This window comes from Paraburkholderia tropica (assembly GCF_914484835.1).
In the GTDB taxonomy this organism is placed as follows: Bacteria; Pseudomonadota; Gammaproteobacteria; order Burkholderiales; family Burkholderiaceae; genus Paraburkholderia; species Paraburkholderia tropica_A.
On the sequence record NZ_CAJZAR010000037.1, the window covers coordinates 187880 to 211250 of the forward strand.

Below are 23371 nucleotides of genomic sequence, written 5' to 3' on the forward strand. Positions count from 1 at the left end.
GGTCTCCTCCGGGTATCGTCTCGTCTATCGCGTGGCGGGCGTCGCCGCCGAATCCGCTTACCAGCGCGCGCCGAATGTCGTGCGCAACTCGTCGATCTGTTCCTCGCCGAGCGGCTCGACGCTCCTGCCCTGCGCTTGCATCATCAGAACGAGGCGCGCCGTTTCCTCGAGTTCTTCGAGCATCGCGGACGCTTCGCGCAGGCTGCGATGCCATACCACCGGCCCGAGCCGTTCGAGCAGCACGCCGCGCACGCTGCCCGCCAGCTCGCGCACGCGCTCGGCCACCTGCGGGTCGCCGGGGCGGCAATAGGGAATCAGCGGAACGTGGCCGACCTTCATCACGTAGTACGGCGTGATCGGCGGCAGCACATCGTCCGCGCGCCACACGCCCGCGAGCGTGAGCGCGACGAGGTGCGTCGAATGCGTGTGCACGACCGCGTGCATGTCGGGCTGATGGTCGTAGACGGCGCGATGCAGCGCGAGCGTCTTGGACGGCTTGTCGCCGGCCACCCACTCGCCCGCCGCGCTCACCTTGGCGATGCGCGCGGGATCGAGATCGCCGAGACATGCGTCGGTGGGCGTGATGAGCCAGCCGTCGTCGAGCCGCGCGCTGATGTTGCCCGCCGAGCCCGCCGCGTAACCGCGATCGAAGAGACTTTTGCCGATGCGCGCGATCTCTTCGCGCAGCGTGCTTTCCTGATTCATGGAGATCCTGGTCATGACTGAAGCGCGAGGGCGCGCGTGAAGAAGTCCGTGCCGCCGAAATTGCCGGATTTGAGCGCGAGCGCGATGGGGCCTTGCGGGCCGTCGCCGAGCGTCCAGGGCACACCCGGATCGATGGGCGCGCCGATGCGCAGCCGCGACACGTCCAGCGCCTGCACCACCGCGCCCGAGGTTTCGCCGCCCGCCACCACGAAGCGATGCACACCGCGCTGCGCGAGTGCGCGCGCGATGGCGGCCAGCGCGCCTTCCACGAGTTGCCCGGCCCGTTCGACGCCCAGTTGCGCCTGGATCGCGCCCAGTTCCTCGGGCGCAGCCGTCGCGTAGATCAGCACGGTTTCGTCGGGGTGTTGATCGAAGAACGCGAGTGCCGCGTCCACGACCGGCTCGCCAGCGGCGAGCGCGAGCGGATCGATGCGCAGCGCGGGACGGCTCGCGCGCCAGTGCGCGACCTGCGCCTGGCTCGCACGCGAGCTGCTGCCGGCGAGCACCGCCGCGCGGCCGCCCACGGCGGGCAGTTGCGCGGCCTCTTCGCCCGCGCCGAGCAAACCGGCGCGGCGGAAGTTGTCCGGCAGACCGATGGCGAGGCCCGAGCCGCCCGTGAGCAGCGGCGCGTCGGCGAAAGCCTGGCCCAGCGAGCGCAGGTCGTCGTTCGACACGGCGTCGGCGATCGCGAGGCCCACGCCTTGCGCGCGCAGCTTCGCCGCCGCCTCGCGCGTGGCCTGCTCGCCCGCGGCGATGGCGTCGTAGCGCAGCAGGCCGACCGGCAGCGTGCTTTGCGCGGCCAGCACGCGCACGAGGTTCGGGTCGGTCATCGGCGTGAGCGGATGCTTTTCCATCCCCGATTCGCTGAGCAGCGCGTCGGCGACGAACAGATAGCCGCGATACACCGTGCGGCCGTTCTCGGGGAACGCGGGACAGGCGATGGCGAAATCCGTCCCGAGCGCCTTCATCAGCGCCTCGGCGACCGGGCCGATATTGCCGGCGGGCGTCGAGTCGAAGGTCGAGCAGTATTTGAAATAGAACTGGCGGCAGCCCTGCGCCTGAAGCCAGGCGAGCGCGGCGAGCGACTGCGCGACGGCCTCGTCGGCGGGAATCGTGCGCGACTTGAGCGCGACCACGAGGGCGTCGGCCGCGACGGGCTCCGCGCCGCCCGGCACGTCGATGAGCTGCACCGTGCGCATGCCGCCGCGCACCAGCATGCTGGCGAGGTCGGTCGCGCCGGTGAAGTCGTCCGCGATGCAGCCGAGCAGTGGCGCGTTCGGGGCTGTTTGCAGAATAGGGGTCATTGCCTTCTTCTCCTCAATGTCAACCGATTATAGCCTCGATGTTCGAATATGTTAAAGCCTGATAGAAAAGTTGACGACGATGGTAATGAAAGTTAAATTCGCGTTCAGACAACGTGCGATCCGTAGCTCGCGCATCCGTTCGCTGGCGAAGTGCGCAGCCGAGCGGCCACCCAACCACTGGGGACACCCTTTATGAACTTCGAACTGCTTTTCCGCGCGGCTTCCGCGTCCCGCTCGCCCGCCAGCCCGGTCATCCGCTACGCGCTGACCGGCGCGGGCGGCGGCTTCGCGCGCACGCTGCTCGCGCAAACGCGCCTGATCGACCGCCTCGCGCCCACGGTGCTCTGCGATCTCGATCTCGCGGGCCTGCGCGCGCTGTGTCTCGAACTCGGCTACGACGCGGCGTCGCTCGTCGAATGCAGCGACGCCGCCGCCGTGCGCGCGCTCGCGCCGGGCCAGATCGCGCTGGTGCGCGACGTGGCGCTGCTCGATCCGGCCGCCTTCGACATTCTTGTCGAAGGCACGGGCAATCCGTCGGTCGGCTACCGCGCCGCGCGCGCCGCGCTCGAAGCGAAGCGCCATGTCGCGATGGTCAGCAAGGAAGTCGACGCCGTGGCGGGCGTGTCGCTCGCGCAATTCGCGGCGCAGCAAGGCGTGGTCTACACCACGGCGGACGGGGACCAGCCGTCGAACCTGATCGGCTGGGTCTCGTGGGCGCGCACGCTCGGTCTCGACATCGTGGCGGCGGGCAAGTCGAGCGAATACGACCTCGTGTTCGACGAGGCCACCGGCGAAGTGACGCAGCTCGATCAGCGCTTTGCCGCGCCGGAACTGGCGAACCTGATGACGCTCGGCGACGACGTCGCCGCCACGCTCGCCGCGCGCCGCGAAGCGCTGCGCGGCCGCAAGACCTCGGCCACGGCCGACTACTGCGAGATGACCGTGGTCGCGACCAACACGGGTCTCGTGCCCGACGTCGAACTGCTGCACTACCCGGTCGCGCGCACCACCGAACTCGCCGATATCTACGCGCTGCGCGAAGACGGCGGCGTGCTCTCGCGCACCGGTGTGATCGACGTGTTCAACATGCTGCGCCGCCCGGACGAGGCGAGTTTCGCAGGCGGCGTGTTCGTGGTCGTGCGCACGACCGACGCGCCCACCTGGGCGCTGCTCGCGCAGAAGGGCCACGTGGTGAGCCGCAACGGCCGCTATGCGTGCCTCTATCTGCCGTATCACTTCATGGGCGTCGAAACCCCGATCACGCTGCTCGAAGCCGTGCTGCACGACCGGCCCACGGGCGCCGCGCAGCCGACCCAATGCGCGGTGCTCGCAGGCCGCGCAACGAGCGACATCAAGGCGGGCACGGTGCTGCACATGGGCGGCCACCATCACGACGTGACGGGCGTGCAAGCCGTGCTGCTGCCGCGCGAAGCGGCGGGCGCGAACGTCGCGCCGCTCTATCTGGCGGCGCATGCGACGCTCGCGCGCGACGTGGCGGCCGGCGAACTGCTGACGCTCGATCATCTGCAAAACGCGGACGAAGCGCTGCTGGCCGCGTGGCGAGCCGGCGCGAAGTGAGATCGGCGTCGGCGACGCGGCCCGGCAGGCGCTTCGTCGCGGCGATTGCCGCCAGGGCTCCGGTTGCAGCGATGCGCGCCTGAGCCCGCGCGGCGACGCGAAATAAAGACAGGGAGACACCATGCGGGGAGAGATCGCAACCATCGCGATGGCCGTGAGCGCCATCGTCGTGCTGATCTTGCTGATTGTGCGCGTACGGCTGAGCCCGTTCGTGGCGCTGACCTTGTCGGCGCTCGGGCTCGGCCTGCTGGCCGGCGTCACGCCGGAGCACAGCATCGAAAGTTTCACCAAAGGCTTTGGCGGCGCGCTCGCGCGCACGGGGCCGGTCGTCGGTCTGGGCGCCGTGCTCGGCGGCATCCTGATCGGCACGGGCGGCGCGGATCGCATCGCCAATGCGTTCGTCGGCAAGCGGCCGCTCTGGCTCACGCCGTGGACGATCTGCGCGGCGGCGCTGCTGGTCGGCATGCCGCATCTGTTCGACGTGAGCTTCATCATGCTCGCGCCGCTCGTCTACACAATCGCGCGGCGCACGAACAGCCATCTGCTCTATATCGGCTTGCCGGTCGCGGCGGGGCTGTACGTGTCGCACGGCTTGCTGCCGCCGCATCCGGCGCCCACGCAGGCGGTGTCGGGCTATCACGCGAATACGGGGCTCACGCTGCTCTACGGGCTGATGATTGCGATTCCGAGCGCGATTCTCTGCGGCCCGCTATTCACGCTCGCGGCGCGGCGTTTCTTCGGCCCGGCGCCCGATCTCGCGGCGGGCCCCGGCGGCACGCGCGGCGAGGACGTGCGCGAATCGACGGCCTCGCTGCCGTTGTCCGTGATCTCGCTGCTGATACCGCCAGGCTTGATGTTGGCGGGCACGGTGGGCATGGGACATGTCGCGAAAGACAGCAGCGCGTTCGTGTTCTTCCAGGCACTCAACGACCCGATTCTTTCGCTGCTCGCCGCCGTGGTGTTCGCGTGGTTCGCGCTGGGCGTGCGCGGCGGCTACGCGCTGGCGACGATGCAGAAAATGGTCAACAAGGGCGTGGCGCCGCTGAGCACGATCCTGCTGATTCTGGGTGCGGGCGGCGGCTTCAGCCAGATGCTCAAGTCGATTCACCTCGACACGATCATCGTCGACCATTCGATGCACTGGGCGATCAGCCCCCTGCTGCTCGCCTGGGCGCTCGCCGCGCTGCTGCGCATCTGCGTGGGTTCGGCGACGGTGGCGACAGTCGCGGCGAGCGGTATCGTCGCGCCGCTGCTCGTGGCGCATCCGGGCGTCTCGCCGGAACTGATGGCGCTGGCGACGGCCTCGGGCGCGGTGATGCTCTCGCATGTGAACGATTCCGGCTTCTGGCTGTTCAAGGAATACTTCCAGCTCTCCGTCGCGCAGACGCTGCGCACGTGGACGCTCATGCTCTCGCTGCAATCGCTGGTCGGGCTCGCAGGCGTGATGCTGCTGAGCACGTTGATCGGCCGTTAACATCGGTTAACATAGCGGCGTTCCGAACGGCCCCCGCAGAGATTCCGTATGCCGAGCAAGACCAAACCCGACGAAACCCAGACGACGCCGCTGATTCCCGATCAGCGGCGCGAAGCCATGCTGCGCCTGCTGCGGCGCGACAAGGTGCTGTCGCTGCATCAGTTGATGGAGTCGCTGGGCTGCTCGCACATGACGGTGCGGCGCGATATCGCGCTGCTGGAGCGCGAAGGGCTCGTGCATTCGGTGCCCGGCGGCGTGCGCGTGGCGAGCCAGCTGGCGACCGAGCCGAGCCATGTCTCGAAGGCGCTGATCGATCCCACGGAAAAGCGCGCAATCGCGCAAGTCGCGGCGTCGTTTCTGCGACCCGGCATGACGGCGTATCTGGACGCGGGCACCACCACGCTCGCGCTGGTGCCGCACATTCTCGCGCTGCCCGACATCACGGTCATCACCAACGATTTTCCGATCATGCAGGAGTTGATGAACGCCGGGCATGTCGCCGCGATCCACACTGGCGGCCTGCTGGACCATGCGAACCAGTCGAGCGTCGGCGAACTCGCGGCAGCGACGCTGCGCCAGCTCGCCGTGGATGTTGCGTTTATCTCTGCGAGTTCGTGGGATTTGCGCCGCGGCGTGACCACGCCCTCGCCGCCCAAGATCGACGTAAAGCGCGCGGCGATGGAAGTGGCCGAGCAAACCGTGCTGCTCGCGACCAGCGCGAAATACGGCACCTTCAGCACGTACAAGATTGCCGGGCTGGAGCGCTTCGACCATATCGTCAGCGACTCGGCGCTGCCCGAGGCTGCCGCTTCGGGCATTCATGCGGCGGGGCTTTCGTTGAAGCTGGCGTCGATGGGTAAGAAAGCGGTTGATTCGTAGGGGGTGCGGAAGCGGCCTACAACTCTCACGCCATCCAACCGGAAACGCTGCGCTCACGAACGTAAATCCTGCTGCTTTCGAGAACCATCGCCATGGTGAATGTGGCCAATGAAGATACTCGAAAGGCGGGCGGTGACGCCTCTGGTGCTTCTGCGATCGCCATTATGATGATGGTCATCGCGGAAACTCAGGGTGAAGTGGTCGATCAACTAAATAAAGAATATTCAGCAGATCTTCCAGAATTCACGGCATTCGTGGAATCGCCACCGGAACTCGATGAGCTACGTACACTCTACGATGCCTCCCATGCAGCGATTGTTGCGTCTACAAACGCCGCTGTGCGGTTGAATCAGGCATTGGGCGCAGGCATAGATAAATGGCGGCTATTTGCGTAGTCAAGTGATGCTTGCGGGTGGCATTCAGTTGGTCGCCCTGCTTCGATGTCGTTTTGGTTCAGGCGGAGCGCATGAGACGTTACGTGACCACGAACGGTCATACTGCCTCATACCGGAGATCGTCGACAACCTTGTCACCAACGCACGTTTTCATCGCAATATCCATCGTGGCCCAGCGATCGCAGCAGTCTGAATCCTTCAGGCCAATCGCCCAGGGTGCTATCTGCATTGAGATGTCCTTGCCGTCCGACTTCCACAAGCTTGCTGCCCCACGCTTTCGCACAGCGACCTGCGTGCTCTACGCTGCCATACGGGTCATTGGAACTCGATACAACGACGGTAGGAAAAGGTAGCTGTTGCGATGGCAAAGGAGCGAATCCGGTTGCGGCCGCCACGGGAAACGCCGATGCGGAAGGATCCGGCACCGCGACGAGCTGCGCTCCACGAATTCGGGGCGAATATCGACTTCCCCAATGCGCCACCGCGAGGCATCCGGGGCTGTGCGCCACGATGAGCGTGTCGTCGTCGCTTTGCGCCAATTGATGTTCGATTGCAGATACCCAATCTTCGCATGCGACCTGATCCCAGTCTTCGACAACGAGTCGCTTCCAGTCGGGATGCGATGCCTCCCATACACTTTGCCAGTGCAGTGGGCCGGAATTCCCAATACCGGGAACAACGAACACGGGGTAGACCATCTGCAAGCGCTCAGCGCCACACGACCCGCCCCCCACACGGACATGACGGCATCGAGCGTGTCGAACAGAAAGCGCGCGCGAATTTCAATCGCGCCGCCATATTGGTCCGTACGCTGGTTCGTGCCGTCCAGCAGGAACTGCTCGAACAGGTATCCGTTCGCACCGTGCAGTTCCCCCCGTCGAAACCCGCCTGTTTTGCGAGTTCGGCGCCACGTCGAAACTGCGCGACGATCACCGCGATCTCTTCGATCTCCAGTACGCGAGGCACCACCAGTTCCGCTTCGACAATATTTCCATATCCATCGCGGATCACGGCATGTTCGAGTGATCGCAACGCCGACGGTGCAACGGGCGTCAGCCCGCCTGTGTTGGCCGGATGCGCCTGACGCCCTGCATGCCACATTTGCAGGAAGATGCGGGCGCCCTTCGCATGCACGGCGTCGGTCACACGTTTCCACCCCTTCACCTGTTCTTCCGTATAGATCCCCGGTGCGTCGACATAGGCAATACCGAGCGGCGAAACGGCGGTTGCATCGCTGATCAGCAGACCGCCGCTGGACGCACGCTGCGTGTAGTAGTCGACCATCAGGTCGCCCGCGACGTTGCCTCTTTCGGTGCGCATGCGCGTGAGCGGCGCAAGCACGACGCGGTGATCGAGTTCGAAAGGTCCGACGCTAATATGGCTAAACAGTTTGTCCATGTTGTTCACGTAGTTGTTGATGAGAGGATGGCAAATGCTGCGCGGCATCTAGACCATGCCGAAGCCCATGACCCGGGCAAGCTCCGCGCTCACCTCTGCGCCAGATAGCGGCACGGATCGTTGTGTCGGGGCAGGACGGCTAATAACGATCCCCGCTGCGATCGAAAGAATGGCGAACGCAATCAGCGGCCGGGATTTCGACGCGGCCTTTTTCATGCCGCCTTCCTGTCTTCGGCGAGCGATTCGATTCTTGCGATTGCCCGTCCGACCGCCGGGCGATTCGATACAGCGTCGTACCAGCGTTGCACGTTCGGCGTGTCGTCCAGCGTCAGGTCCGGAAATGTCCGGCGCCAGATCCAGCCAAAATGGGCGATGTCAGCGATGGAGAAGTCATTGCCCGCGACGAAGGCGCGTACGGAAAGCACCGCGTCGAGCAATCCGAGTTGACGACGCGCTTCCTGCGCGAAGCGGTCCAGCGCGTGCTCCGATGAACCGGACGGCGCGGAGCGCAGAAAATATCCCGCCTGCCCGAAGGCAGGACTGAGCCCGGACGCATGCACAAACAGCTGCTCGAAGGTGCGCGCGCGTGTGAGCGGCTCCTGCGGCAGCAGCGCGCCGTGACGCTCAGCGAGATAGACCAGGATCGCCGCCGACTCGCTCAGCGTGAAGCCATGCTCATCATCGCGAAGCACCGGCACCTTTCCATTCGGATTCAAGGCGACGAAATCGGCGTGCTTCTGCTCGCCCTTCCTGACGTTCACCGAATGCAGCTCGTATTGCAGACCGAGTTCTTCGAGCGCAATCGGCACCTTGACGGAATTCGGCGTGGAAAACGCGTAGACCTGATACATGGAATTGACTCCTGAGACCGTGAATGGGATGACGTAACTTTCGGCGATTGACGTCTGCCCCGGAAGCGCCGTCGCGGCGATAGAAGTTATTCCGTGCAGGCATGGGCAGGCAGTGTGTCGGTCGCGCAGCGCCATTGCCACGCGGCGCTCGCGGTATCAGGCTGCTGTATAGTTGCGCGGTCATCCGCGTTGAACGCGATACTGCTCGCGCTGAGCAGCGCTGGCCCGCTCTCCTTTCCCCCATTCCCGAGACCCCGCTCGCATGGATCGTCTGGCCGCAATGGAAACCTTCGTCGCCGTCGTAGAGGCCGGCTCGTTCTCGGCGGCGGCGCGCAGGCTCCAGATTGGACAACCCGCTGTTTCGAAATCGATCGCGCAGCTAGAGGAGCATCTGAACGCCCGGCTCCTCCTGCGCTCGACTCGCGGCCTGACACCGACCGATGCTGGCCAGCGGTTCTACGAACACGCGTGCCTGGCGATCGAAGAAGCCGATCGCGCGGAACATTCGGTGCGTGAGTCGTCGGAGGGACTGGTCGGGAGGCTGCGTGTGGGCGCGGCCGTGACCTTCGCGAGGCTGCACGTCATCCCCGCGCTTGGCGCGTTCCTCGAGCAGCACCCGAGACTCGATGTGGAAATCGTGATGGACGACCGTCCGATCGATCTGCTCGAGGAAGGCGTCGACGTCGCGTTGCGCATGGGCCGACTCGACGACTCCGCGATGACGGCGCGTCGCATCGCAAGCGGAAAGCGCCTGGTGGTCGGCACGAAAGCGTACTTCGCACGGCATGGCGTGCCGCGTACACCGGCCGAGCTCAGTCAGCATCGGGCGATCGTTCACGCCATGCGCAGCGGCGGAGACGCGTGGGCGTTCGGACACGCGGACGGCACCGAAGTGGCCGTCACGGTGTCGGGCCGCGTGCGGGTCAGCGCAGCCGAAGGGATGCGCGCCGCCGTCCTCGCCGATCTGGGACTGGCCGTGGCCTCGGAATGGATGTTCGCACCTGAACTCGCGGACGGCTCCGTTCAGGCGGTCCTCACGGACTGGACGCTGCCGGGCGTCGACGTATGGGCGGTCTTTCCTTCCGGACGGATGGCAACGACGAAGGCGCGTGCCTTCGTCACCTTCGTCGAAAGCCTGTTTGCTGGACAGCCCGACAACTTGCCTTCAGATTCCGGCCTTGCCGATTGAGGCGCCACCGTCAACGAAAAGCGTCTGCCCGGTGATGAAACCCGCGTCATCGGAAAGCAGGAACGCGATGGCTGCAGCGATCTCTTCCGGCGTGCCGAAGCGCCCCATCGGCACGCCCGACAGATAGCGCTGCTCGCCTTCGCTTCCAGGTGGATTATTCGCGCGGAACAACTCCGTTTCGGTGGGACCGGGCGCCACCGAATTCACCGTGACGCCTGTCGTTGCGAGTTCCAGCGCCCAGGTGCGGGCAAAGCTCACGAGCGCGGCTTTTGCAGCGGCATAGGCCGTGCGTTGCGTGATGCCCAGAATGGTCAGGCTGGAGATATTGACGATGCGCCCCCAGCCACGCTCGCGCATGCCAGGCAAAAACGCCTGCACGCTCTGAATGGCCGGATGAAGATTCACCGAGAAGACTTCGTCGAGCACATCGAGATCCACAGCTTCGACGCGTTGCGGCCGGACCAGGCCAACATTGTTGATGATGCCGTCGACGCGATGGCGTTGCGCCAACTCGTGTAGTGCAACGTTGGTGGCAGCGCGATCACCGAGGTCCAGCGTGACGAGTTCCCCAGGAAACGCCGCGTGCGAACGCGCGATGCCGATGACTTGATGCCCTGCCTCGACGAGCCGCTCGCTGAGCGCGAGACCGATGCCTTTGGTGGCGCCCGTCACCAGAAAAGTGCGCTTTGTCATGATGGTCATTGGATATGAAAATAAAGCACGCGAAAAGAAAAGCCGCCCGAAGGCGGCGATGACCTGCGCGTTCGCTTACACCTTTGCGTTCGCGCGCCCCAGCACCGGGAACATATCGACCGGATCGGGGCGATGCGTGTAATCGGGATTCACTTCCGAATACAGCACGACGCCATCCTGGCCGATCACGTAACGCGCCGGCATTGGCAATGTCCATGACGGGTCCGCGTTGAACGCAGGTAGATCGTTTTTCAGGGCCTTGTAGAGATCGACCAGGTAATCGGGCAGCGCGAAGCGCAGGCCGAACGCGGCACCGACCTCGCCGTTCGTGTCGCTCAGCACCGGAAAGCCGAGCTTGTTATCGCGTACCGACTTGCGGCTATTCACGGCCGTCTGCGGCGAGATCGCGACGACGCTCGCGCCATATCCTTCGATCTGCGGCAGCACATCGTTGATCGCCTGCAGCTCGATGTTGCAGTACGGGCACCACACGCCGCGATAGAACGTGATGACGAGTGGGCCGCGACGCAGCAGCTCCGCCGACGACACGTCGTTGCCGTCCTGATCCTTGAGCGTGAAGCTGGGCGCGCGCTCGCCCGCCTTGATTGCGCGGGTCGCCTGACCGCTTGCGATCAGTTCGGCGGTGGCGCGCTCCATGATCGGGTGAATCTCGGGCGGCGCGTAGTACGGCGGCTTGCCGCCCTTGAAGTCCGCCTTGAATGCGTCGAGTTTGTCTTGCAGTGACATGCCCTTCTCCTGTGTCGGGTGATTGAGCTCGGACCTGCGCTCACGCGCTGGCCGCAACGGACGTCTGCGGCTTGGTCCACTCGTTGCCCTTCATGAAGGCGTCGTAAGGCGTATGCACGATGTGATTCGTGTAGTTGCTCATCACCTTCGTCGCGACGCCGAGAATCACTTCGAACACATTGCGACGCGTGTAGCCGGCGGCGAGGAACGCGTCGATGTCCGCATCGGTGGCGAATCCGCGCTCACGCACCACGAGGGTCGTGAAGCGATGCAAGGCTTCGAGCTTCGCGTCGGGAAGTTCGGTACCGGCGCGCAGCGCGTCGATCACGGCCGGGTCCATCTTGATCATCTTTGCGAGCGTGCTGTGGCCGGCCATGCAGTAGTGGCAGTCGTTCTCGAAGTTCGAGGTCAGATAGACGACCTGCTGTTCGTGCGGCGTCAGCGTGCTTTTGGAAAACAGGTCCCAGAGCGCCGAGTAACCCGCCAGCAGTTCAGGCGATTCCGCCATGAAGGACTGGAGATTGGGCACAAAGCCGAAGGCGGCTTTCGTGCCTTCGAGCAGGGGCTTCGAGGCGGCCGGCGCGGTGTCGATGGTGTAGGCGTTGAAGGTGTTCATCGTTGATTCCTCGGTGGGTTGACGGTGAACACATGATCGGGCAGACGCCGCGCTGCAAGAAGGCAGGCGGCGGTGATAGAACTTATTCCCTTGCGGAATGGCCAGCCACGTTTGCAAGCGTCAGCGATACTGTCTTGCCTATAGCCCTATTCTTTGCGTGAGCGCGCAGTTCCCCGAAAGATGTTCGCGACGCATCCGGCTACCCGTCACAACTCGCTGTGCGAATTCCGTCCCGCGCATCACCGCGCCACTGCAAGCCGGAATCTGTCACTGAAACGCGCTGCAGGAATGTCCCTTTCCATTTGGTTTTCAGACATTATTTGCCGCTTGAACTGGAATGTCGTAAAGCGTCGCGCGCTACCAATAGCGGCCTTGCGAAATTGAATGTTTTATGCGCCTTGGATTTATTGATAGCCAATCAAAATGCAACATTCGCGCATGCCAGCAAAATTTAAAACAATCGGCTCCAGACGTGACGGCCGCTTCCATTTCACGAAATTATCCAATCAAGGTAACGATTGCGTACATCGAAGAAGTCAATGACTCCATTGATTTGGCCGACGCGATTTTTCGACCATAACGGACACCTACATACAAGATCTTATGCTACTGTACTTGTGCGCCGGTCTACACGCCTTTTAGTAGCCTGCTCGCTAACTCCAAGTCATCTAAACCTATAACGGCGCAGGTTTTCAGAGATATAACAAGTCGGAGTTAAGGAGACGGGCACCGAAGTGGGGTGCGCAAAACTGCGCCCCGAATCAAAGCCGGTATTAAGTTCAGCTCGTTTTCAAGCAACTAAACCGCAGCACCTTCGGTAAAGGATGAGATATGTCTCAAGATAGCTCACAAGATTTCCCCGTCCCAAACCCGGACGATTCCCCTACTGGACCAACCGGAACTCAGCACGACCTCTCCGCGGAGGACTCAGCTTCAATAAGTCGTGCGCCCGGAGAATGGTTTTATCTCCAGGTGACCTATACCGACAAAGGAAAAACTGCTCAAGGATATGTGACCCAATATATAAGCGGAGCGATGTATTGGGATAGCTACATAATCATAACGGATAAACCGCAAACGAAATTTAAAAGCGTTGATTCCGGATCATGGATAAGCGACGTGAGTCAAGTAACGTATAAAAACCCACCGTTTTATCTATGCGTGACAGCCCAGCCAAGGTATTGGGTTTATCTATCAAATTATTATACCAACGTAAAATGGTGGATCGCTGACGGAAAACTGTACAACAACTCTGCGCCCGGCCCTGCTGGTTGTGTTCCCCAGGATCCGCCATTCTACAGCCGGCAACTTTGGGTCTGCTTTAATGCGGGAAATTCTCTGACCGATTGTAAGGCGATTCCAGCATGATGTTACCGGTAGCTGACCTGGAGCGCACGACGTGATTCGCAAAGGTTACGCGGCGTACAAGCGACGATCCTCCGCAATGAAGAGACAAAAGCGCGATAGCCAGGCAACCCCGGAATGCTCTCCGAAAGCGGCGACCCAACAACACCGCATTAGCGGTGTTGTTGCGAAAATTTCTGATCGCCCGATCCCAAGATTGCCTATCTGAATTCCAGTTTGCGTTGGCAACCCGTGACAACTGGCCATAAGTTGGATAAAGGCTAACTATGAGAATCTGACGCATTCGGACATCGACATCAGCAATGTTTGACGATTCAGCAACGCGACAGGTCACAGATCTCCGACCAACCAACGACCGCTTTCGCGGAAGCCGAGCGCCTGCTTAGAGTCAATTACAGCAGTTGCATGCTTTAATGCAGCACACGCAACTGTTGAATCAGGGTCGTTTCCTCCACATCCAGTATGGATTTTATGCATCTCACCACGTGCTATCCGAAGTCGTTCTCGCATGGCCGCTGTGCCTGCGTGGCCCAGCCTGGTTCGTATTCAGGATGATTTTCCCGACGTTTGCCGACGACTCCATACTTCGATGAGCATCGGCTGCGCGCGAAAGAGGAAACGTACTGTCGACAACGGGCTCAAAGGCGCCGGCTACCGGAGAAGCGGTTGAGCCAATGTTCACGGAAACGCCGGACCATCGCGTGCTTTTCAGCTTGGGCGCGCGACGTCATGACCGTGCCGATAATCTGGATGCGGCGATACAGAATGGTCTCCGGGTCCACACTCATTCCGATGTCGCCTGCAGCCATCAGGCGGCCATTCAACTTGCGCTTGCCAGCTACACCTTTTCTCATCATCAGCAAACGTCGCCGAAAGGCTCTAACTTCTCACGCTCAGCACATAGTGCGGCGACATCTATAGCTCGACCACCGGAGCATAGGCGGCCAGCAACGGGCGGTGCCCAGGTACTTTATCTAGCGCCGTCGATGCAGGAGGAGCATTGCCCTGTCGCGGTAGATGATCTCGTTGGTGATGACGTACGAGAGCTTGTTTGCCAGAGCGAGTGATGCAACGTTCTTGGGCGGGATGAGAAAGTCGGGGGCCCCTTGTGAGTCGGAGCCAGCCCCAAATCGATGCAAATTGCATGCGTCGACCGTCGACCAGAAGAGACGTACAGCACTCTGCTCAGCATTGCGAACAATTCATCTGAAAGCGTCTCAAGCCGCCGCCCGACGCTCCGATGGAAACGCTCGCATGACTACTGGTGCGAGGCCAAGGACCACAACGAGTAAACCGACCTGTGCCAAATCGAATCGTGCAAACCATTGATTGTTCGTGGCCACATAGTACGTGTTGTGTATGACGTCGCTCGAAATGATCAAGACTTTAAGCCAGATACCCACTCGTGGTTTTACCAATAAAAGTAAAGCGGCGAGCGGGTCAAGAATGGTCAGCGGTAGTCTCCCCGCTTTTAACGCGGCTCAGAAGTAGATGTCATGTCGCGATGGGCATTTTCTGTTTCGGCGGCACGCCGCCAATGACGGTGTTCGGTCGCTCGTTATTGTATGACCACAGCCGCTGCGTCGCATACTGCTGAACCTCGGCCACTGTCTCGAACAGATAATGGGCGAGCCAGTCGTATCGAACCGTTTTGTTATGGCGCTCGATGTACGCGTTCTGTTGCGGTTTGCCGGGCTGGATAAATTGCAGGACGACGCCGCGTCGAACGGCCCAGTCCCTGAGCGCACCACTTTCCCTTATTTCGGACATTGTCGAAATTTGCGGACCAGACGTGACCGCGGTGGCACTGCCAGGTCAAATGCGTCCGCGCGTTGACGTACGCTTGCGACAAACACGCGCCTCCTCGCTCGCGCACAACCGCCCGGGCCTCCTCAATCGCGCAGCGCTGGCTGTCAACGGCGCATCGCTTACACCATCGGCCTGCCAAAATCGCACTCCCCTTGCCCGACCATTCGTGGCCCTTTGCACAACGAAAGCGGTACGAACGCGCGGTACCGATGAATGTCTCGTCGAGGCATTCCCACCCGAGCGCCTCAGCACGTGACCTGAGCTACTCGAGCCCGTCGCTCAGACGGAGCGACTTGCCCGCCGAGGCCTCCGCGCAAGTCGGGCACCACGCGCCCCTGAGCACCGACTGCGCCGAGGTTACCCAGCGATGCCCTGCGCGCACAAAAACGGTGCCTACCGTGATAGCCGGCGTATCGCTTCGAGAGGCAGCTTCCCTCGCGGGCCTGCGCGGCTTGTTGCAGTAGCACGAGCCTGTCCGCGGCGCGCGAGCCGTCGCGGTGGCAGCGGCGGCACCAGCTTGACGTGTAAAGAACCATCCCTGCGAGTGCCGTCCACGTATGGCCGTGGGCGCATCTGAACCTATGGCGTACAGCGGTCCCGAGAAACCGTGGAGATAGGCACACACCACCGCGGGACTTTGCGGCCGCCTGGAGCCGCTCCAAACCATCTGCGAGCACTTCCCTCGGCAGTTAGCACTCAGAGCACCAGACGCCGCGCTGGAAGACTGCTGAGCCGGGCCTCTCAAAGATGTGCCCGGCGTCGCACTCGAACCGATACGCGTGAGCCATCCCCATGTACGAGTCGGAGAGACACTTCCCCCCCTCGTTCTCGTGCGGCGGCGTTCAGCCGCTCAAGTCCGTCAGAAAGCAAATCGCCGGGTAGAGGCCCCAACTCCCGCTTGCACGCAGCGCAAGCCGCGCCCCGCAACAGGACCTGCCCACCGCACGTCCATTCATGCCCGTGCGAGCAACGAAGTCGATACCTGTCCGCCGTACCACGCCACGGCGAGTCCAGCCACGTGAGACCTGCTCACGCCGACTGTGCATCGCCCGCGCCGTTATGCCTTCTGTCGCGCATTGCTGGCAACCTGCCACGCGCTGGCGGATGAGGTTGCGTGGCGCTACCACGCTTGTGTGCCCGCGGGGGCATGTGAACGGCTGCGCCATCCACATGCCTTGCCACGAGTCGCCAGCAAACACCAGCGCGTGACGCTGCATGGCTGGCACGAGCGCCGAGCTTGGCACCGCACCGGAGGTAGGCGTGAGGGCCGAGCCATCGAGGGGGTGTGCTTCATCGCAGGTCTACAGTTACAGAACCGGAACGGCGCCCGGAATGAGTTGACCGCGCGCCAGCTCTGCGCCATTCGCCGCCGATACGATCACGACCTGCACGAAGCTATGCGCGGGGGCATACCGCACGAAAACGCTCTCAAGCACTCGCGCGAAAATGGCGATCGGCGCTCCGGCCAGCCCTTGCTCGTCAACGGTTAGCCGCACACGCAGACCCCGCGCCATCCGTGACTGGGGTTTCTCGACAATCCACTCCATCGCGGTTTCCCGTGACAGCCCGACTATCGCGTCGATTTGGTCCTCGTTCGTCTGCCCCCGGATTGGTGCGTGAGCTGAAAGCAGCGACTTCAGAGCCGGCAATCCGCTCTGATCGAGGCTGAACGGCCCAGCAGACAGACTCTGAACGACGGACCAGTACTGATTTTTGGGGACCAGGCGCGCGGTGGCACCACTCGGCCGCCGCAGCAGGCTCACCCGGGCAACGACACTCCGGTCAGCAAGGGTGAAGTCGCCACCTCGCTGCCCCCACTGCATCGAGCCGGGCCCAACACCGTTGGTGCAAAGCAGCGTCGCATCAATCTGCTCGTCGCGCGGCGGCTCCGCTGTCTCTCCGCGTGCCGTCACAAATTCAAGCTGGCACCCGCCACCTGCGACGACCGCCTCGTGGCCGCCTGGTCGTGACGCAAGCCAGTACAGCACCTCCCGCCGGTCCGTAGAACTCGCGAGTCCAACACTGTGGTCAAGCGAGTGGAAAGGCTTCACGCCTCGCGTAATCGCCGCGCCGTCGCCGTCCCGCGTGAGCCGTACACTTTGCACAGCCCAGACCTCGGCGCCTTGTGGGTTCACAGTTTGCGCGACCATCGGGTACGCGGAAAACGTCGCGTCCTTCATCGCGATCGGCTCGGCCGCACACGGGAACAGATTCACGACCGGTGTACAGCGCAACCTGAAAGCCGACGCCGACAACGTCGCCAATGCGACCGCTGGTGCCGAATCAGGGTGAAGACCAGAAACCGGCACGTGAATGGACAGGCGCCTGTTCACACGCCGTACAGCGAGAAGTTGGCCAAGCCGGAAATCGAGAAAGTGGAACTTCTCTGGATACGCGAAGTACTCAAGGAGAAGACGGTACGAGGACTCACTGCCGAAGTCGATGAGAGTTTCTCGCTCGCCGAAACCAACCGGAGAGATCGGAACGGAATCGAGCGCAGTCCAGCGTCCACTGGAATCAACTTCCAGAAAGGCGTGTTTGCTGCGATGGACCAGAGCATCAATCACCGCAGCAACTACGGCTTCCTGTGCGTCCACAAAGACCCGGACGTCACCGCGCACGGCACTCGCGAAATCAACCGCACCGGACTGCACCGCAAAGCTGATCGAGAAAACGCCGCTTGTTCCTTCGGGCAACCGGACGTTACTGGGCACGGCGGAAGGTATCTGGTACGCAGCGTCTTCGATGCACAGCGCCGACACGGTCGTATCATAGACCGTCCTGAAGCCGTACTCGCCTGCCCGCGTCGTGAGATGGCTACCCCGTGGCATAACCGCTGGCGACGCAAGCCGCTCAACCGCGGCACTGGGTTCGAAACACGCGATCGAACACGACGGAAATGGTCGAAGGAATTCCGGATAGAGCACTTCGAGCAACGGAACCGTGAAATCCGGGACATCGTCATCCAGACGTTCGCGCACGCGTGCATTGAGGAGCGCGGCAGACTGGATCATCCGCTCGACGTGCATATCCTCTGAGTGCTCGCCGTGCATCGAGAGGCGCCCGGCCGCACGTGAATTACGTGCAGTAAATTCGGCCAGGCCGCGCCGCAAAAACTGCAGCTCGCGCTCGTAGCTCGATTTGAGATCTGACATCAACCGCCCCAATCTGAGTGGTTCACTCTCGCGCCGCATCAGCAGAGCGGCAATCAGAGTGATGCGTGCCGTTTAAAGACACGCCGGGCCCATACGGGCCTATCAGCCCAGCCCCGACGTTGGCACCGACGAAATGAGCGTCGCGCCACATGAAATCTTGTGGCCGTCAAAGGCCACGGCGCGGCCGTTGACGAGGACCGATTCATCGCCCTCGATGATCACGCAGTCATTGTGGCCCGATTGCGGGCAGGTGCACCGGTCGCCAACGCATGCGACCGCTCGGCCCATCACCGTCGAACCGTCGCGGCCAGTCACAACCTTGCCGCCGTGACTCGTCGAATCACCTACACGAATAACGCCGCGCAATACAGCCTCCCAAATTCAGGTTGTCTATTCTCAGCACTGCGCTACATGAGAGCGCACTGCCCGTGCTCGAAGCCATTCACGATCGCCGTCACTAGCCAACCAGCGGCGCCGCCGGCTACCACCGCCACAATCAGGACGCGAAGACCCGGCCTTACGGGCGACCATTTCGCGATCGCAAGCACAACAGCAACGTAGGCCACCACGCCCATCGCGAACTCGCCCGGCCAAGTAACTGCGACCTGGCTTCCCATGACGATCCCGACAATCCCGGCCCACAGCAGCGCGAGAGCAACACCACCCGCGCAATAGGCGAAACAACCGCCTATTAGCGCCGCCCATGCCATCGCGAACAGTATCGCAGCAACAGCCAGGAAGCTTGATAGCAGCCCCCGGCCTTCGCTTTCCGCCTCTGCACGCGAGCCCGAAGACTCCGCCTTGTCCATAGCACCGCTCACCGGTTTGCGTCTACATAAATGCGCAGTTGGTATGGCCGAAGTGATTGACCATGGATGTCACCACCCAGCTTAAGCCCGCGCTGCCCAGGATTGCCGGAACGACGATGCGCACGCCAAACTTTAGTCGCGACAACTTCGCGACTATCAAAACCACCGCGATATACCCCAGCAGCCCCAAAACAAATTCGCCGGGCCACCTCATCAATGCTTCAAACGGAATACCCAAGGTAAAAAACAGCGTCGCGAGCATCGCGCCACCAACGCCGTCGCAATACGCAGATGAGCCACCAACGATCCCACCCAATGCCATCAGCAAGATTGCCACGCCCGCACGGACAATGCTCGATCGCGCTTTGCCGTGCGCCCCCGTCGCCGGGGTACCCGTGCGTGCTCGCTCTGCCCTCTCGATAGATCCCGTCATCGGTAAAAAATATTACGGCTTCAACTGGAATGGATCAGCGCCCTTGGTTTTCTGCGACCAGGCCGCTTTCACCGATGCGTCCGGTGGACTGACCATTACGATGCTCGCCGTGCCGTTTGGCCGGCGATTCACTGTCGCGCTGGCACCACCGTCATCGTAGCTCGCAATCAGGCCCAGACCGATCTGCACCATCGGCGAACTGACTCCGGTGTTACCGATACGAGCGCCAATGTCATAGCCTTCCTTCACCTCATCGATATTAGGCGCCGTTCCGCCCGTCTGAGCCAATGCCTGGCTCAACGGAATCACCCATTGGCGGTCTCCCGTCGTGTCATAGAACACACGCTTCGGCTCCTGGCCGCCGGGCAGCGTCGCGATCGCCGACGCCCATCCTGCCTTCAGCGCTTCGGCTTGCTGCGCAACTTTCAACGGACGTCCGTGATCGTCGGTGAGCTTGACATCAACCGGCCGGTGCAGGTAGCCGAACAACGGGGCATTGTCGAACTGCTTGAGCTGCCATGTTGTCCAGCGCACCGGGATATAGGGCGTCGGCGTAAATTGGCCGGCCCCCTGGTTGCCAAGCGTCCCCCAGAGTTCAGGCAGGCGGGCTTGCCACCAGTCGGCGCGTGGAACGACAGCATTGAAGAAGCCGCCGTTTGCGCGATCGACTTCTTTCTGAAACGCCCTCGATTCGCTCCAGTAGAAATTCCACAGCTTGATGATGTCGTATTCGGTGTTCGTCTTGTTAATGGCGGCTGTCTGGTCAACCGCAAACGGGCGGATCAGCCGATCGACGCGGTCCGAGCGACTCACCATCAATACGCCGATACTGTTGGGTATGGCGGGAATGATGTGCTCGAACGACGGTGCTTTACCGCTACCAGGAGGCCCTAGCAAATCGCGCGTCAACGACCCATCGAAGCTGTATACCAATGCGGCAGGCACGTCCGGGTGCGCATCGAAGAACTGAAACAGCTTATCGAGCATACCCGCGCCATCGTCGGTATTAGCATCGTCCTGCCACAGGAACAACGTCACACCCAGGCCAGCGTCCTGACGGCTGCCCGCGATTTCCGTTGCAGCCCGAAAACGGTTTGCCTTGTCTTTCGGAGGCCCCCAGACGATGACGGGTACCGGCCACCGGTCAACAGCACGTCCAGCGCCAAATTGAAATGCAGCCGAGGTAGCAACCTGCAGATCAGTGAGGCGCTCATCGTCGCTGGCCGGATAGTCCTCCGGATTTTGCGAGAGATACGTCGCGTGGTTGTTCGCTTTCGTCTCGATCGCCTGCCAGATTTCCGAATTACCTTCCCGCCCAGTTACGATCCCGACACCCCGGACTTCGAGCACGAAGTCCGGTCCGGTTTTTGACAGTATCGCCGGTGAGCCGTTGAAACCCGACGCCGTGACCAACGGCGCTTTCTGCTGGGCTATTGTTGTCGAACCGACAGCGCTGGATGCAGCAGCCGACCGGTGCAGCCATGCAAAACTTGCCCCAAAGGCTACGGCGGCAAGCGCCATCACCACTAGAACACCATTCCGAATACTGCTCAACATGCCCGGCATCTCCTGTCCTGTTTCCCGCCAGTAACTATAGTGTCCCGCCGTCACGTAGGCGGTCCAGATGATTGACAGCACGATAAACGCTGCCACGTAAGGCCAGATACGTAGCTTCATCAGAGACCTCCCAGCTTGCCCCAGTTCTGGGCGGCCTGGTTCTGGTAGAAGCGCTCGTCCGCCGCCCTCTGTTGCTCAATGGCCTGCTGTTGCGCAGCGCTAGCCTTCGGCGTCAGTTCGCTGGTCACCAAAGACGGCGGGAGATCAGAAATCTGTCCGTCTGGGAAATCACCGTTTTGGTAGTACGTGGCGCAGGCGTCGATCAAGGCGCTCGTTTGCGGAGGCAGACGGTCATAGTTGGCATTACTCTTGATTTTCGTCATGGCTGCTGGAGTCAGCTTCCAATCCGCGATGCGTACTAGCAAGTCCCCCCACACCGGATCGTCCAGCGTCACCGCCTGACCAACCGCTACGTCCATTGCAGTGACCCATCGGTGATTCTCGGCGCTATGCAGCACCCCTGAATGGTAGTTGTTCGGCTCGTAGCTTTCCGGAAGCGCCAATCGGGCGCGCACCTCATTCGGTGTTTCTTCGCGCAGGATCGCAAAGCCGCCGAGCCCTCCAACCTTCCAGTTCTGCGACTGATCGTCAATTGCCTGGTTCGCGTTGAACGCCGCCTTACGCTCTTCCAATTCTCCAATCGGGTCCATCGAATGCGAATCCGTTACCCAGTTTAGCTTCGCGTACTGGTTCCCAAGAATCACGTCCTTCGTCACGTCGTCATCTGCCATCTGTCCGGCCGCATCAGCGTGGCCGGGGCGGGGGCCGCCCTGAACAGCTTCGCCCCCGTACATCTGTGGCTCGTACGGCGGCTTGAGTTCCTCGCCATTAATGTACCGGATGTCGTTGCGCGCAAAATTCTGCTGCAACGCTGCATTCGTTCCCATTGCCGTAGCTGTCCCAAGCATTGAGGCACCGGCATCCGGGCCTGGCGAGAGGCGTTCGAACGCCTCTCGCACCGGCACCCGCGCAGGCTTCAGGCCGACCAGTACTTTCTTGAATTTCCCGTCGCCATTGTGGTCCCTCTCCATACGCGTCCACATCCGCTGGAAGAAACGCTTCGGCTCCAGCGCCTTCATGGCTGGCATGGATTTCTGTCCGGACTGGGGCTTAAGCGCTGCGCCGTCGGCCGGAACATCATCGGGCACGCCGTACGTGCCGATACCGCGGACGCTCTTCAGACCGACCACCGTGTCCTCCGGGCAAAAGTACAGGTACACCTTGCCGCGGTTATCACGCTCATCGAACGTAATCCAATTCTTGCCGCTCGGGTCAAGACGCTTTCCCTGCGTAGGCGTCCATCCGGTTCCCGCCCGACCAGCGTGCTTCTCCGCGCCGATCAGCAGATCGGCGAGCTTCGGGATGCTGTACGGCTGCTGTGTAACCTCGTTGACGATATCGATCAGCGTCTTCAGCTTGGCGTGCCCGGTCTGGTTGCAGCCGTCTGTTTCGTAAAGGCTGTATGGACTGTCGACCATGATGATGCAGTCAGCGTACCGCTGCCCCTTCTGCTTCAGGATCGCCTGTGCCAAAAGCGTCAGGATGGTGCCCTGGCTGTGGCCCATGACCGTGATCGTTTCGTGCTGTGGATCAAGGCCATGAGCCTCTGCTAGCGCCTTCGGCTTGATCGCCCTAATTGTGGCGATCAGATTGGCCAGCCGCGTTGCGGCTAGCACGAAATACCGTCGGTCCGGGCCGTCGGCAGCATACATGGAGTTGCCGCCCAACGCGTTTTTGGTCACGCGCTGTGTTTTCCAGTCTGCCTTGAAGCCCGGACCATACATGTCCGGGATGTTGTTTGTGGCGTTTGCGAAGAAGCCGCCACCCTTCGCGAAATGCTTGTCGAGCCGGTTGCCGTGGATGTCCTGATACTGGCCGCGCGTCATCAGATTGCCGTCGGCGTCTGCTGTCCGGCTGGTTACGTCGCCCGGATTGTTCACGCGGGCAATATCCTCGCTTTTAGCGCGATAACCCCAATAGAACGGGACGAAGCCGCTGTGCGTACCTTGGACGTTGGCACGCTGGTACAGATTCAGGTCAGGGTCGTCCAGCGTCTGCGCGTCAAGCATCCCGGGCTTTTTCCCCGGTTTTTGCCTCTTTGCCGCCGCTTCGTAAGCCGCGCCATAGCTACCCGGCTTCAGGTCGGCCCGTGACAGGCGTTCGTTTAAGCCCGTACACAGGCCATTCTCAACAAATGAGTACACTGCGCCCGGATCGTTGACGCCATGGATGAAGATGACAATGCCCGGCAGATCACCGGGTAATAGTACCGGGCGGTCACCCGCGCGATTGGCGTGGGTTACTGCTGCCGCCTGGTTCGTCACGTGGTAGTCGTTGCTTGAGTTCGCCATGAT

22 protein-coding genes and 2 pseudogenes are annotated in these 23371 nt (G+C 62.0%); 6 read left to right on the top strand and 18 right to left on the bottom strand.

Going from position 1 to position 23371, the window contains the following annotated elements; all coding sequences use genetic code 11:
- Nucleotides 1-57: 57 nt before the first annotated feature.
- Nucleotides 58-705: a 3-oxo-tetronate 4-phosphate decarboxylase gene (gene otnC, locus LDO54_RS09080; protein WP_224009714.1), complete on the bottom strand. Its 648-nt coding sequence runs from the start codon at nucleotides 703-705 to the stop codon at nucleotides 58-60.
- 11 nt (nucleotides 706-716) lie between these two features.
- The gene (gene otnK, locus LDO54_RS09085; RefSeq protein WP_224009372.1) at nucleotides 717-2009 is read right to left on the bottom strand and encodes a 3-oxo-tetronate kinase; all 1293 of its coding nucleotides are present in this window, start codon (nucleotides 2007-2009) and stop codon (nucleotides 717-719) included.
- Between the two features lie 192 nt (nucleotides 2010-2201).
- Between otnK and LDO54_RS09090 the strand changes: the two genes are divergently transcribed.
- The 4 genes from LDO54_RS09090 to LDO54_RS09105 all read left to right on the top strand — a co-directional run bounded on the left by LDO54_RS09090 (nucleotide 2202) and on the right by LDO54_RS09105 (nucleotide 6335).
- Nucleotides 2202-3587 (top strand): homoserine dehydrogenase, encoded by a 1386-nt coding sequence (locus tag LDO54_RS09090; RefSeq protein ID WP_224009374.1) that lies wholly within the window; start codon nucleotides 2202-2204, stop codon nucleotides 3585-3587.
- Nucleotides 3588-3708: 121 nt separating this feature from the next.
- A complete protein-coding gene (locus LDO54_RS09095; protein WP_224009376.1) occupies nucleotides 3709-5061 on the top strand; it encodes a GntT/GntP/DsdX family permease in 1353 nt (450 codons plus the stop codon).
- 48 nt (nucleotides 5062-5109) lie between these two features.
- Nucleotides 5110-5940: a DeoR/GlpR family DNA-binding transcription regulator gene (locus LDO54_RS09100; protein WP_224009378.1), complete on the top strand. Its 831-nt coding sequence runs from the start codon at nucleotides 5110-5112 to the stop codon at nucleotides 5938-5940.
- 92 nt (nucleotides 5941-6032) lie between these two features.
- Entirely contained in the window at nucleotides 6033-6335 is a 303-nt protein-coding gene (locus LDO54_RS09105) for a hypothetical protein (protein ID WP_224009379.1), read from the top strand.
- Between the two features lie 134 nt (nucleotides 6336-6469).
- Here the strand turns inward: LDO54_RS09105 and LDO54_RS09110 are convergent, their stop codons facing one another.
- The 4 genes and pseudogenes from LDO54_RS09110 to LDO54_RS09125 all read right to left on the bottom strand — a co-directional run bounded on the left by LDO54_RS09110 (nucleotide 6470) and on the right by LDO54_RS09125 (nucleotide 8719).
- Nucleotides 6470-7033 (bottom strand): RBBP9/YdeN family alpha/beta hydrolase, encoded by a 564-nt coding sequence (locus LDO54_RS09110; protein ID WP_224009716.1) that lies wholly within the window; start codon nucleotides 7031-7033, stop codon nucleotides 6470-6472.
- Between the two features lie 74 nt (nucleotides 7034-7107).
- Nucleotides 7108-7781, bottom strand: a pseudogene (locus LDO54_RS09115) (alkene reductase); the annotation flags it as partial.
- Nucleotides 7782-7949 (bottom strand): hypothetical protein, encoded by a 168-nt coding sequence (locus LDO54_RS09120; RefSeq protein WP_224009381.1) that lies wholly within the window; start codon nucleotides 7947-7949, stop codon nucleotides 7782-7784. It lies immediately after the preceding pseudogene.
- Nucleotides 7946-8719 carry a glutathione S-transferase family protein gene (locus LDO54_RS09125; RefSeq protein WP_224009718.1) on the bottom strand — a complete coding sequence of 258 codons (774 nt, stop codon included), beginning with the start codon at nucleotides 8717-8719 and terminating at the stop codon, nucleotides 7946-7948. Before LDO54_RS09125 ends, LDO54_RS09120 begins: the two co-directional genes overlap by 4 nt.
- Before the next feature lie 127 nt (nucleotides 8720-8846).
- Between LDO54_RS09125 and LDO54_RS09130 the strand changes: the two genes are divergently transcribed.
- Nucleotides 8847-9773 carry a LysR family transcriptional regulator gene (locus LDO54_RS09130; RefSeq protein ID WP_224009383.1) on the top strand — a complete coding sequence of 309 codons (927 nt, stop codon included), beginning with the start codon at nucleotides 8847-8849 and terminating at the stop codon, nucleotides 9771-9773.
- Here the strand turns inward: LDO54_RS09130 and LDO54_RS09135 are convergent.
- From LDO54_RS09135 to LDO54_RS09145, 3 genes are all read right to left on the bottom strand, one after another.
- Nucleotides 9750-10466, bottom strand: a complete 717-nt coding sequence (locus tag LDO54_RS09135; RefSeq protein ID WP_224009385.1) for an SDR family oxidoreductase — start codon at nucleotides 10464-10466, stop codon at nucleotides 9750-9752. The two genes, LDO54_RS09130 and LDO54_RS09135, sit on opposite strands and share 24 nt — an antisense overlap.
- Nucleotides 10467-10541: 75 nt before the next feature.
- Entirely contained in the window at nucleotides 10542-11213 is a 672-nt protein-coding gene (locus tag LDO54_RS09140; RefSeq protein ID WP_224009387.1) for a peroxiredoxin-like family protein, read from the bottom strand.
- Nucleotides 11214-11253: 40 nt separating this feature from the next.
- Nucleotides 11254-11829 carry a carboxymuconolactone decarboxylase family protein gene (locus LDO54_RS09145; RefSeq protein ID WP_224009389.1) on the bottom strand — a complete coding sequence of 192 codons (576 nt, stop codon included), beginning with the start codon at nucleotides 11827-11829 and terminating at the stop codon, nucleotides 11254-11256.
- Nucleotides 11830-12660: 831 nt separating this feature from the next.
- On the opposite strand from LDO54_RS09145, the gene LDO54_RS09150 reads away from it, so the two are divergent.
- Complete coding sequence (locus tag LDO54_RS09150; protein WP_224009391.1) at nucleotides 12661-13197, top strand: hypothetical protein; 537 nt, start codon at nucleotides 12661-12663, stop codon at nucleotides 13195-13197.
- A gap of 475 nt (nucleotides 13198-13672) precedes the next feature.
- Here the strand turns inward: LDO54_RS09150 and LDO54_RS39005 are convergent, their stop codons facing one another.
- From LDO54_RS39005 to LDO54_RS09195, 9 genes and pseudogenes are all read right to left on the bottom strand, one after another.
- Nucleotides 13673-13876, bottom strand: a complete 204-nt coding sequence (locus LDO54_RS39005; RefSeq protein WP_224009393.1) for a zinc-binding dehydrogenase — start codon at nucleotides 13874-13876, stop codon at nucleotides 13673-13675.
- The gene (locus tag LDO54_RS09160) at nucleotides 13833-14051 is read right to left on the bottom strand and encodes a hypothetical protein (protein WP_224009734.1); all 219 of its coding nucleotides are present in this window, start codon (nucleotides 14049-14051) and stop codon (nucleotides 13833-13835) included. Before LDO54_RS09160 ends, LDO54_RS39005 begins: the two co-directional genes overlap by 44 nt.
- Nucleotides 14052-14688: 637 nt before the next feature.
- Nucleotides 14689-14946 (bottom strand): annotated as a pseudogene (locus LDO54_RS09165) (integrase core domain-containing protein); the annotation flags it as partial.
- 1364 nt (nucleotides 14947-16310) lie between these two features.
- Nucleotides 16311-18158, bottom strand: coding sequence for a type VI secretion system baseplate subunit TssF (gene tssF / locus LDO54_RS09170; protein WP_224009395.1), 1848 nt, complete (start codon nucleotides 18156-18158; stop codon nucleotides 16311-16313).
- A 102-nt stretch (nucleotides 18159-18260) separates the two neighbouring features.
- Entirely contained in the window at nucleotides 18261-18524 is a 264-nt protein-coding gene (locus LDO54_RS09175; RefSeq protein WP_224009397.1) for a PAAR domain-containing protein, read from the bottom strand.
- Nucleotides 18525-18565: 41 nt separating this feature from the next.
- The gene (locus tag LDO54_RS09180; protein ID WP_224009399.1) at nucleotides 18566-18967 is read right to left on the bottom strand and encodes a hypothetical protein; all 402 of its coding nucleotides are present in this window, start codon (nucleotides 18965-18967) and stop codon (nucleotides 18566-18568) included.
- 22 nt (nucleotides 18968-18989) lie between these two features.
- Nucleotides 18990-19304 (bottom strand): hypothetical protein, encoded by a 315-nt coding sequence (locus tag LDO54_RS09185; protein WP_224009401.1) that lies wholly within the window; start codon nucleotides 19302-19304, stop codon nucleotides 18990-18992.
- A gap of 108 nt (nucleotides 19305-19412) precedes the next feature.
- On the bottom strand, nucleotides 19413-21077 hold the full coding sequence (locus LDO54_RS09190) for a type VI lipase adapter Tla3 domain-containing protein (RefSeq protein WP_224009403.1): 1665 nt from the start codon (nucleotides 21075-21077) through the stop codon (nucleotides 19413-19415).
- Nucleotides 21077-23368 (bottom strand): T6SS effector phospholipase Tle3 domain-containing protein, encoded by a 2292-nt coding sequence (locus LDO54_RS09195; protein ID WP_224009404.1) that lies wholly within the window; start codon nucleotides 23366-23368, stop codon nucleotides 21077-21079. The genes LDO54_RS09190 and LDO54_RS09195 overlap by 1 nt, the downstream gene beginning before the upstream one ends.
- Between the last annotated feature and the right edge of the window lie 3 nt (nucleotides 23369-23371).

Excerpts from the sequence above, each read along its gene's own strand:
- LDO54_RS09095 (WP_224009376.1), top strand. The coding sequence starts at position 3,709 with ATGCGGGGAGAGATCGCAACCATCGCGATGGCCGTGAGCGCCATCGTC.
- LDO54_RS09120 (WP_224009381.1), bottom strand. The coding sequence starts at position 7,949 with ATGAAAAAGGCCGCGTCGAAATCCCGGCCGCTGATTGCGTTCGCCATT.
- LDO54_RS09110 (WP_224009716.1), bottom strand. The coding sequence starts at position 7,033 with ATGGTCTACCCCGTGTTCGTTGTTCCCGGTATTGGGAATTCCGGCCCA.
- LDO54_RS09150 (WP_224009391.1), top strand. The coding sequence starts at position 12,661 with ATGTCTCAAGATAGCTCACAAGATTTCCCCGTCCCAAACCCGGACGAT.
- LDO54_RS09190 (WP_224009403.1), bottom strand. The coding sequence starts at position 21,077 with ATGAAGCTACGTATCTGGCCTTACGTGGCAGCGTTTATCGTGCTGTCA.
- LDO54_RS09125 (WP_224009718.1), bottom strand. The coding sequence starts at position 8,719 with ATGGCGCTGCGCGACCGACACACTGCCTGCCCATGCCTGCACGGAATA.
- LDO54_RS09090 (WP_224009374.1), top strand. The coding sequence starts at position 2,202 with ATGAACTTCGAACTGCTTTTCCGCGCGGCTTCCGCGTCCCGCTCGCCC.
- LDO54_RS09135 (WP_224009385.1), bottom strand. The coding sequence starts at position 10,466 with ATGACAAAGCGCACTTTTCTGGTGACGGGCGCCACCAAAGGCATCGGT.
- otnK (WP_224009372.1), bottom strand. The coding sequence starts at position 2,009 with ATGACCCCTATTCTGCAAACAGCCCCGAACGCGCCACTGCTCGGCTGC.
- LDO54_RS09195 (WP_224009404.1), bottom strand. The coding sequence starts at position 23,368 with ATGGCGAACTCAAGCAACGACTACCACGTGACGAACCAGGCGGCAGCA.
- tssF (WP_224009395.1), bottom strand. The coding sequence starts at position 18,158 with ATGTCAGATCTCAAATCGAGCTACGAGCGCGAGCTGCAGTTTTTGCGG.
- LDO54_RS09160 (WP_224009734.1), bottom strand. The coding sequence starts at position 14,051 with ATGATGAGAAAAGGTGTAGCTGGCAAGCGCAAGTTGAATGGCCGCCTG.
- LDO54_RS09130 (WP_224009383.1), top strand. The coding sequence starts at position 8,847 with ATGGATCGTCTGGCCGCAATGGAAACCTTCGTCGCCGTCGTAGAGGCC.
- LDO54_RS09105 (WP_224009379.1), top strand. The coding sequence starts at position 6,033 with ATGGTGAATGTGGCCAATGAAGATACTCGAAAGGCGGGCGGTGACGCC.
- LDO54_RS09145 (WP_224009389.1), bottom strand. The coding sequence starts at position 11,829 with ATGAACACCTTCAACGCCTACACCATCGACACCGCGCCGGCCGCCTCG.
- LDO54_RS09180 (WP_224009399.1), bottom strand. The coding sequence starts at position 18,967 with ATGGACAAGGCGGAGTCTTCGGGCTCGCGTGCAGAGGCGGAAAGCGAA.
- otnC (WP_224009714.1), bottom strand. The coding sequence starts at position 705 with ATGAATCAGGAAAGCACGCTGCGCGAAGAGATCGCGCGCATCGGCAAA.
- LDO54_RS09140 (WP_224009387.1), bottom strand. The coding sequence starts at position 11,213 with ATGTCACTGCAAGACAAACTCGACGCATTCAAGGCGGACTTCAAGGGC.
- LDO54_RS09100 (WP_224009378.1), top strand. The coding sequence starts at position 5,110 with ATGCCGAGCAAGACCAAACCCGACGAAACCCAGACGACGCCGCTGATT.